Source organism: Paraburkholderia sp. (assembly GCF_034668105.1).
Taxonomy (GTDB): Bacteria; Pseudomonadota; Gammaproteobacteria; order Burkholderiales; family Burkholderiaceae; genus Paraburkholderia.
Window position 1 is genome coordinate 1 of the sequence record NZ_JAXDPY010000071.1, and the last position, 8987, is coordinate 8987.

Consider the following 8987-nt stretch of genomic DNA (forward strand, 5'->3'; position numbering starts at 1 on the left):
AAAGGCGCCGCGCAGGTTGACGTTCATCACCGCGTCCCATTGCCCGACGCTCATCTCGTGGAACGGTGCGTTGCGCTCCATGCCTGCGTTACTGACCAGGATATCGACGGTGCCAAACTCAAGCACCGCTGCGGCAAACATGGCCTGCACTTGCGCCTCGTCGGCAACATCGGCCTGTGCGGCTATCGCGCGTTGCCCGCCGCCGCGAATCTCTTCTGCCACCGCCTCGGCGTCCGCTGGATTGGCCACGTAGTTGACTATCACGTTGGCGCCAGCCCTGCCGAGCGCGACAGCGATAGCGCGGCCGATGCCGGAATTGGCACCGGTCACCAGCGCGGTCTGGCCTTTGAGCAAGTCCAGCGACTTCAGGGCCGGGATCGCGGGCTGCGGCAGGTTCCTGTTGACGTAGTAATTGTGCATGGTGTGTTCCTTTGATCAGTTGCCGGCCAGGCATGGCATCACGCGGGCTTCGCAGGTGCCCTCGCCGTCACGGCTGTTGTCTTTTCCAGATTCGTAAGATGCCCTGTCTTTCCAGACTGCCCGGACCGGCGCTTGCCCGGAGAATTCGACGCGCTCGAGGATCGGCGTCGAACCGCGCCTGGCGCGACCCGGAATAGTCGGGTGTCAGGTGGGCGTGCGCAGCGGCTGAGGCCGGGTGCGCCGGTCAGCAGTGAGTGGCGCGAACGAATCAAGGGCGGCATGGACGAGACTGGCCGCATCAAATCTGCTTCTCGTCGCCTGCTGCAGCATTCTGCGGCGGGTCCTCAACCCATTGCCAGAACAGCTGGTACCCCACCGCGAGCACCACTGGACCAATAAACAGACCAATGACGCCGCCTGTGACCATGCCGCCCAGCGCGCCGATCAGCACCACCGGCATCGGCACATCGACGCCACGGCCCAGCAGCAGCGGCTTGAGCACGTTATCGGCCAGCCCCGCGATGAAGACATAGATGGAGAAGACAATGGTCGCCACGCTCGCGCCCTCCGTGGCAAACACGAAAATAATCACCGGGATGGTGATCAGCGTGGCCGGCAGTTGCATGATCCCGAGCAGCAGCACCGCCAGCGCCAGCAGGCCGGCGGCAGGAATGCCCTTGACCACGAAGGCGACGCCAATCAACAGCATCTGGATAAAAGCGATGCCTACCACGCCTTGCGCTACCGCGCGAATGGTGGCGGTGCACAGCACGGCAATGTGCGGACCTTTCTGCGGGCTGAAGATGCGCGAGGCAATCTGCACGGCGCTGCGATTGCCTTTCTCGCCATAAGCCATGAAGATGCCCGCGATGATCAGGGCGATCACGAATATCAGCAGGCCTTTGCCCACGCCCGCGGCCGCGCCCAGCAGCGCACGGCTGGCGTCCTTGAGCTGCGGTGCGAGTTTGTGCAACAGGCCGGTCAAGTCGGTGGCGGCTTGTAGCCAGAAGTCATACAGACGCTGGCCTACCAGCGGCCAACTGGCTACCGACTCGGCCGGCGGCGGAATGTGCAAACCCTCACTCCTGACGATGGCCATGGCATGCTCCACGGAGTCGACCATGGCGACGCCCAACAGATAGGCCGGCACGATGATGATGGCGATCGCGATCAGAACAATCAGCGCGGCGGTGCGACCGTCCTTGTTGCCCAAACTGCGCCTTAGCCTCACCTGCAGAGGGTAAAGGGTAATCGCCAGGATCAGAGACCAGACGATCAGGCTGAGGAACGGGAGGACTATCTCGAAGCAGAAGATCGCCAGGACGGCGATCAGGCCGGCACGGATCAGTACCTCGAGCAGTCCACGGGACAGCGCCTTTTCGGAGGTGGGCGTGGGCAACATCAATTGTCTCCGTGCAGGTCGCCAAGATTCACACCGGGAAGCAGGCCGCTGGCTCAACGGGTGGCCGGGGATGCAGCGGCGTGCCACAGCCACGTCGTTGCTTGCGACGCAGCCGTGAGTACCAGCTCTGTAGTGCTGCACTTATTTCGTGGTCCATGCCACAGGCAGAGTCCGATGAAATCAATATTGGTAGCGGCGCTGGCCTCAGTTTCACCTGCGGAGGTACTTCGGCCTGGAGAAATGTCCGCGCACCCGGTTTTCCAGGGAATCATCCGGTCGGCGCGACCCGCCGACCCAATCAAGAGGGATTACTGACCCGCATCCTTAAGTGTCAGCGAATTCTTCACAGACGTAACACCGGGCACACCCTTCGCTAATTCTGCCGCCTTGTCGATCTGGGTCGAGTCAGTGAGGGATCCCGCCAGCGTCACTGCACTGCCTTTTGCGATGATGTTGATTCTGGAAGTGTTGACACCGCCCTTCGAGAGCGCGTGAAGCACTTTCTTGCTGAGTGCGCGATTCGCCTGTCTGGTGGCTTTTGCGCTTCCCCCGCTTGCCGGCGCCATGCTGGATTCAGTCGACGGCGCAGCGGATTCGCTAGTCTGCGACCATGCATTGACGGAAGCCACAACGATCAATGCGCCACCCATCAGTTTGAATGTGCTGATTGCTTTCATTGCTCGCTCCAGTTGAACCATGATAAATCCCGCAGAGATCGCCGGTCTGCCTCGACGGCGCAGGCTAGTACGTTAGTGCATGTAGGTTGCTCCCTGCTTAGCCCTTATCGCCCCTGGACAATTCCGAGTTTTCGGGAGCGAGCGACAAGGGTGCTCAAACTCTCATAGGAACTCTGCTCCCGCTTTTCCAGCAAGACAATAGGACCTTGGTTCAATACCTTGACCATGTCGAGCGCCGTACGGGGAGTGCGCTTCGCGCGAGGCCAGTGCGCTCCCATCCGGGAGGGCCACACACCGCCACAAACTTGGGTCTCCGTCGCCAACGGCTGGTGCAGTGCCATGCGACCCAGTCCGCGAACAGCAGGACCTGCATGAGAGTCTTCCATTTCCGGTTAGCCCCAGGCCGGCCGCTTCGGCGGAGGTGGCCGGCGAGGCCCTTATTTCCTGACTGCTGGCTCCACGGAAATGGCGACGGCTTCGGTGTACACGGCCTCGACCTGATCGCCCTTCCTGATGTTTGCCAACTGAGCGGGATCCTCCACCTTCAGGTCTACCATGTTGCCCTTGGGACCTTTCAGGGTGACGATCTTGCTTTTCGAGTTGACATTGACGACGTCAGCCACGACTGTCACCTGTCTGCCCACGGTGCCTCCGGGCTTGCCCCCGGCTGGCGCGCGTTCCATCATCGGCTGTTCCTCGACAGACCGAACGCCGTCTCCGTCTTTCTTGAGGCTGAGGGTGAGGGCTTCCCGGTAAACGGTCTTGACGACGTCGCCGACCTTGATCTGATCAAAGTTACGCGCCTCGTCACCGACGATCACTTCAACGAGCTTGCCATTAGGGCCTTTCAGCAGGACGGTCCTCGTCGCGGGGTCGATTTCCTGCACCGTGGCGGTCACCCGGGTGGTTCCCCGGATGGTTGCCTTACCTGGCGCTTTCGTCACTTCCACGCTGGTTTCCGGCTGTGCCCACGCTATATTCGACATGGCCACCAGGGCGGCGATGACCAGAAATTTTCTATTCCTCATTAACGTCTCCTTTGAAATGCTGAAGCTTTAACGCCATGAAGTCTTTGCATTGTGGGCGTATTGCTGACGCGCGTTTACCAGTACCGAACCGACGCCCTGGCATCGTTGCTTCTTAAAACGACGGTGAGGTCAACGAGACTACATGCGCATTTGCGGGTGGACAATTGGCCTTTGGTTCAATCCAATGAATGTCCCGGCAACCTGCCGTTCGAGTCGAGAAATAGAAGAGCGCACGAGCCCGACATTTACTATTGCTTGCATCATGACTACGATTGCACTACAACATTGATGTTCGTGTGCAGCAGTGACCTCACTTGTCATGGGATCGGGCAGGCCCGCAGTATCTGCGCTGGCTGAACCCGGAATTGTCGCCGGCACAATGCGCCACGACGTGACAAACCGCTTTTCCGGCCAGGGCGCCGCCGCCCGGGAAAGCGCACTCGCAGGCGAACTGCAGTCCTGAGCATCTTGCCCGCTTCGCAAAACGTAGCGGCGGTATGTGCCTTATCAAGGCGCGTATCTCCCGTCGAAATCCAGAGAGAGCTTTTCCGCCAGTCGCATCACTCGGTGCGAACCCATGAGAGAATTTCGGCTATGAGCATCGTCATGCCAGCCATCATTGTTCTGGAAACGGCTGTCGTTCTGTGGTTGTTAATCGTGTTCGCCCGGCAACGACGAACGGCAGTGTCGATTTCTAGTCTTAAACCGCCATATGTCGGCATGCACCACGTTGAGCACGCCAAAGCTCATGTCGATGCAATGAAGTCTCGTATTTTCTCCCATTCGAGCAGGAGCAGTTCGTTCGCCCGGGCGACGCGGGCATTTTCGTCAGGAGAGCCTGACGAAAATGCTTACGTCGCGAGAGAACCCTTATCGCGGCAACCCGGTCAACGCGCCTCGCGTGCGGAGCGTCCATTCTCGGACAAAGTCCACGCAATCGCTTTTGTGCGCTGCCATGCACACGACAGTAAGGTACGGCCGACAGAGCTAAACGATTCTCCTGCGCAAGATGCGGAACGAGGGCGCGGTGAAGCGTACTTTCGTGAAGCGCTCGCATTGCTGCCGATTTCCATTCTGATGCTGGGCAAGCGTGGCCTGATATTGATGGTCAATCCGCAAACCGCAAAGATGTTTGGATACGAATGCGACGCATTGATCGGCAAGCCTTTCGAACTGCTCGCGCCTGGGTTTCGCTTCGACACTACTGGTCCGCATTGGGCAGACCAGTTCGCGTTGCATGAATCGCGCAACGGCCCGCCGTCGCACGAACTCTCTGCGAGGCACAGCGACGGCACGCAGTTTCGGGTGGAAATTGATCTGAAGGCATTTCACTTCGGTGACGACTGCGTGACGCTCGCATCCATCATCGACAGGACAGAGCGAAACGAACTGGAGCGCAATCACCGGGATCTGGCGCATCTGGCACGCGTGTGCACAGTGGGCCAGCTTGCTTCGTCGCTGGCGCATGAACTGAATCAGCCGCTGACCGCGATCCTCAGTAACGTGCAGGCTGCGCAGCGCTTTCTCGCGGCCGATACCATCGATCTCGCCGAGGTGGGGGAGATACTGAAGGACGTCGTCAAGGATGACTATCGCGCAAGCGAAGTGATTCGGCGCATTCGCGCGGTCGTCAAGAAGGGCGATCTGGAAGTCGCATCACTTGATCTCGCAGGAATCGTACGTGACGTGGTTTTTCTGGTGCGCAGCGATGCCATTGTGCGTGGGACAAAAGTCACGCTCGAAATAGACGACGATCTGCCGCCGGTGCACGGCGATAAGGTGCAATTGCAGCAAGTCATGCTCAATCTATTGCTCAATGCATTCGACGCGATGAATAACGTGCCGCCGATCGATCGCGTGGTGTCGGTAACGCTCACCCGCGAGGGAAAGGATAGGGTTGGCATCGCCATAAGCGATCGTGGTCACGGGTTGACCGCGGACAAGCTGGATAAGATCTTTAAGCCGTTTTTTACATCGAAACCCCAGGGGCTCGGTTTGGGACTGTCGATAAGCCGTTCCATCATTGACATGCACCATGGGCGACTCTGGGCCGAAAACAACATCGACCGAGGCGCGACGTTCTTTGTCACATTGCCGGTAGGGGATGCGACGGAGCGAGATGAGTCGCGATAGAGACCATGACAGATTCCGGTTCGCTTGTATTCGTTGTCGACGACGACGATTCCGTGTGCCGCGCGCTGGCGCGTCTTATTCAATCTGCGGGCTATCGGGTGGAAACATTCGGTTCGGCGCGCGCCTTTCTCGACAGGATGCCCGCCGATGTCTGTCCAGCGTGTGTGGTACTGGACATTCAATTGCCGGATCTGAGCGGGCTCGAACTGGCGCGTGAGCTCAATGGAGCGCTACCGGTCATTTTCGTCACCGGTCACGGCGACATCGCGATGGGCGTGGGGGCGATGAAAGCGGGGGCATCTGACTTTCTGCCCAAGCCCGTGTGCGACACCGACCTTTTGCGTGCGATCGAACGGGCGCTCGAGCATTCGGTGCAAACGCGTGCCGTCCGGCAGGAAATGGATTCGATCCGTGTTCGCGTCGAACGGCTGACGCCGCGTGAGCGGGAAGTCATGGCGCTCGTCGTGACCGGCCTTTTGAACAAACAGGTGGCAAGCGAACTCGGCACCGTCGAGCAGACGGTCAAGGCCCACCGCATGCGCGTGATGTCCAAGATGGAAGCGACGTCGCTCGCCCAGCTTATCCGTATCGCAGACAAGATCGGCCTTCCTGGCAATGCCGAATCTCGCGTAGCGCGCCGAGCATCGGAAATCCGGCGTCAGAACCGGTGATAGTCCGGGCAAGTGGTCTGCCTTTTGGCTGGCATAGCACCAAGGTCCACTATCGGCCTGTTCGCCCGGCTCGTAGTCTATGGGTTTAGGGAGCGCAGTTATCGTGCATTCCGCAGACCGGACTACGTGCAATGGGAAAACTCAAACCGTTCGTTGTCGTCGTCGATGATGACGACTCGGTGGGCCGCGCGATCAAGAGACTTCTGCGCTCTGTGGGGATCGCTGCCGAAACGTTTGCAAGCGGTGAGGCGTTCCTCGACGTGATGTCGTCCCTGCCGTCATACCGTCCTGACTGCGTCATTCTGGATGTGCAAATGCCCGGGCTCAATGGACTCGAGGTACAGCGGCGTCTGTCCGGCAGTGGCACGCCAGTCGTTTTCATCACCGCCCACGATGACGTCAGCGTGCGCGAACAAGCCTTCGCAGCCGGTGCGGTCGCCTATTTGCGCAAGCCGTTTAATGACGAGCTGTTTGTGCGGACGGTACGTGCGGCCCTCGAAGGCGGACGGCCGCCGCAGTGAGGACTCGCCGATGAGTCAGTATTGGACCAAAGTTCAATTGTCATCGGACAGGTCCGCTACCAATACTACTAGTACCTGAAGCGCGGCGTTTGCCTGTTCGGGCACGGACACATCCAGTTACGCATCCGCATCCGGGACATCACGTCCTGAGCTCGAGAAAAAGACACCTGGTGCGTATCGGACACTGGTTGCGACAACGCCAAAGGTGGGTGAACTCGCGACCAGGGTAACTGCAGTCCTTGTGTCTCCGGATACCGCAGACATCGGATTGCAACGCGACCCAACTCAGTCCCCGACTTCCCGACCGAGGGGCGGCTCGCCGCGTCGGCGTGAGATTGTCGTGAGTCAGGGCCGCAACAGGATCAACCTGGAGGCTTTCCGCTATGCACCCTCTAATGCGAGTGTCGATCGGGCTTGTGATGGTGGCACTGGGATACCCAGTGGCAGCCCAGCAACCCATCTTTTATCCGGCTAAGGGCCAAAGTGCCCAGAAGCAACAGAGCGACACCGCGGCGTGTCAGGGATGGGCAAAGCAGACGACGGGTGTGGACCCCGTCGCGCTCGCTCAGCAGGCGTCAACGCAACCCGGCGCGCCGCCGCCACAGGGTGAGCGGCTGAGGGGAGCTGCACGTGGTGCAGCGGGCGGAGCCGCCATTGGTGCGATTGCGGGCGATGCGGGAAAGGGCGCGGCGATCGGCGCGGTTGCCGGTACCGCGGCCGGCGGCATGCGACAGCGTCGCTCGCAGCAGGCGGCCGCCGAGCAGTCCCAGTCGAACCAGCAGCAGACGTCGCAACAACTGGCTACTTTCAACCGGGCGGTCGGGGCATGTATGACCGGCCGCGGATATACGGTTCAGTAACCTCATCAGGCAGCAGGGGACGCGACCATGAAAAAGAACACCCTCCGTATGGCGCTCGCAGTGTTCTTCTGCTTCGCTTCGGCCACGCTATCGGCGGCGGACTTCGACGGCAGCAAGCCGTTGCTGTGCGCCACCATCGACGCGCACGCCTGCGATCCAGGGGAAACCTGTTTGCGCGCCTTGCCGTCGGAGTTGGGCGCACCGCAATTCCTGCGCATCGACGTTGCGAAAAAGACCATTACGGGTCCCCAACGCGTGACGCCGATCCGCTTCATGCAAGCCGACGAGAGTCAGATTGTTCTCCAGGGAACCGAATTCAGCTTCGCGTGGACGATCGTGCTCGACAAGGTGGACGGCGCGATCAGCGTGACGCTCCTCAACCGTGAAGACGCCTTGGTGCTGTTCGGTGCTTGCACCGCCATGTAGTCGCGACGGGTGATCTCATGAAACAAGCAACGCCTGATTTCTTCCTGCACCCGCTGCCCTCGCGCCATTCGCGACGGCAGCGGGCGCGCTCATCTGCGCGGTTGCTGGCCTACGCAACATTGGCGCTGTGTGCTGCGTGCCACAAGCCGGCTCCGACGCCGCAAGCCGGAGCGGCCGACGTGACCGTCATGACGACGGGGCCGCGCGATACGCCCGTGGAATTCGAATTCACTGCGCAAACGCAGAGTTCGCGCGAAGTGGAGATTCGCGCCCGCGTGGACGGCTTTCTCGATAAGCGGGTCTATACCGAGGGGCAACTGGTTCATGCCGGGCAGACGCTCTTCCTGATGGACCCGAAACCATTTGAAGCCGAGCTGCAGACGGCCAAGGGCCAGCTCGCGCAACAGCAGGCGCGGCTCTATGTGACAAAGGCGAATCTCACGCGCGTGATCCCGCTCGCTGCGCAGAACGCTTTGAGCAAGAAGGATCTGGACGACGCGACCGGCAACGAGAAGAGCGCGGAAGCGGCCGTGATCGCCGCCAAAGGGCAGGTGCAGACGGCAGAGCTCAACCTTGGCTATACCACCATCAAATCGCCGCTCAACGGTCTGTCGAGCTTCGCGAGACAGCAGGACGGCAGCTATGTGACGGCCGGAACCGCCGGCTTGCTGACGTATGTCTACCAGCTCGATCCGATGTGGGTGAACTTCAGCATCTCCGAGAACGAGTTGCTCAGATACCGCGACGAGATCAACAAGGGCAGTCTCCGGTTTCCGGCTAATAACGATTTCACCGTGACTGTCTTGCTGGCTGACGGCAGCCAGTTTCCCAATCAGGGCCATATTAACT

The 8987-nt window shown here is 60.2% G+C and carries 10 protein-coding genes; 6 read left to right on the forward strand and 4 right to left on the reverse strand.

The window, feature by feature from the left end; translation table 11 throughout:
* The 4 genes from QOC89_RS03605 to QOC89_RS03620 all read right to left on the reverse strand — a co-directional run.
* Positions 1 to 420: SDR family NAD(P)-dependent oxidoreductase (locus QOC89_RS03605; protein WP_323043765.1), on the reverse strand; the 420-nt coding region annotated here is incomplete at its 3' end.
* 298 nt (positions 421 to 718) lie between these two features.
* On the reverse strand, positions 719 to 1822 hold the full coding sequence (locus QOC89_RS03610) for an AI-2E family transporter (RefSeq protein WP_323043766.1): 1104 nt from the start codon (positions 1820 to 1822) through the stop codon (positions 719 to 721).
* A gap of 308 nt (positions 1823 to 2130) precedes the next feature.
* On the reverse strand, positions 2131 to 2499 hold the full coding sequence (locus QOC89_RS03615; RefSeq protein WP_323043767.1) for a BON domain-containing protein: 369 nt from the start codon (positions 2497 to 2499) through the stop codon (positions 2131 to 2133).
* A gap of 437 nt (positions 2500 to 2936) precedes the next feature.
* Complete coding sequence (locus tag QOC89_RS03620) at positions 2937 to 3527, reverse strand: hypothetical protein (protein ID WP_323043768.1); 591 nt, start codon at positions 3525 to 3527, stop codon at positions 2937 to 2939.
* 594 nt (positions 3528 to 4121) lie between these two features.
* Between QOC89_RS03620 and QOC89_RS03625 the strand changes: the two genes are divergently transcribed.
* The 6 genes from QOC89_RS03625 to QOC89_RS03650 form a co-directional block, all read left to right on the forward strand.
* Positions 4122 to 5660: a sensor histidine kinase gene (locus tag QOC89_RS03625; protein ID WP_323043769.1), complete on the forward strand. Its 1539-nt coding sequence runs from the start codon at positions 4122 to 4124 to the stop codon at positions 5658 to 5660.
* A gap of 5 nt (positions 5661 to 5665) precedes the next feature.
* Positions 5666 to 6331, forward strand: coding sequence for a response regulator transcription factor (locus QOC89_RS03630; RefSeq protein ID WP_323043770.1), 666 nt, complete (start codon positions 5666 to 5668; stop codon positions 6329 to 6331).
* Positions 6332 to 6462: 131 nt separating this feature from the next.
* A complete protein-coding gene (locus QOC89_RS03635; RefSeq protein ID WP_323043771.1) occupies positions 6463 to 6852 on the forward strand; it encodes a response regulator transcription factor in 390 nt (129 codons plus the stop codon).
* Between the two features lie 383 nt (positions 6853 to 7235).
* Complete coding sequence (locus QOC89_RS03640; RefSeq protein WP_323043772.1) at positions 7236 to 7712, forward strand: YMGG-like glycine zipper-containing protein; 477 nt, start codon at positions 7236 to 7238, stop codon at positions 7710 to 7712.
* Positions 7713 to 7739: 27 nt separating this feature from the next.
* On the forward strand, positions 7740 to 8138 hold the full coding sequence (locus QOC89_RS03645) for a hypothetical protein (RefSeq protein WP_323043773.1): 399 nt from the start codon (positions 7740 to 7742) through the stop codon (positions 8136 to 8138).
* Positions 8139 to 8155: 17 nt separating this feature from the next.
* Positions 8156 to 8987 (forward strand): efflux RND transporter periplasmic adaptor subunit (locus QOC89_RS03650; protein WP_416340341.1); only part of this gene is annotated, 832 nt, incomplete at its 3' end.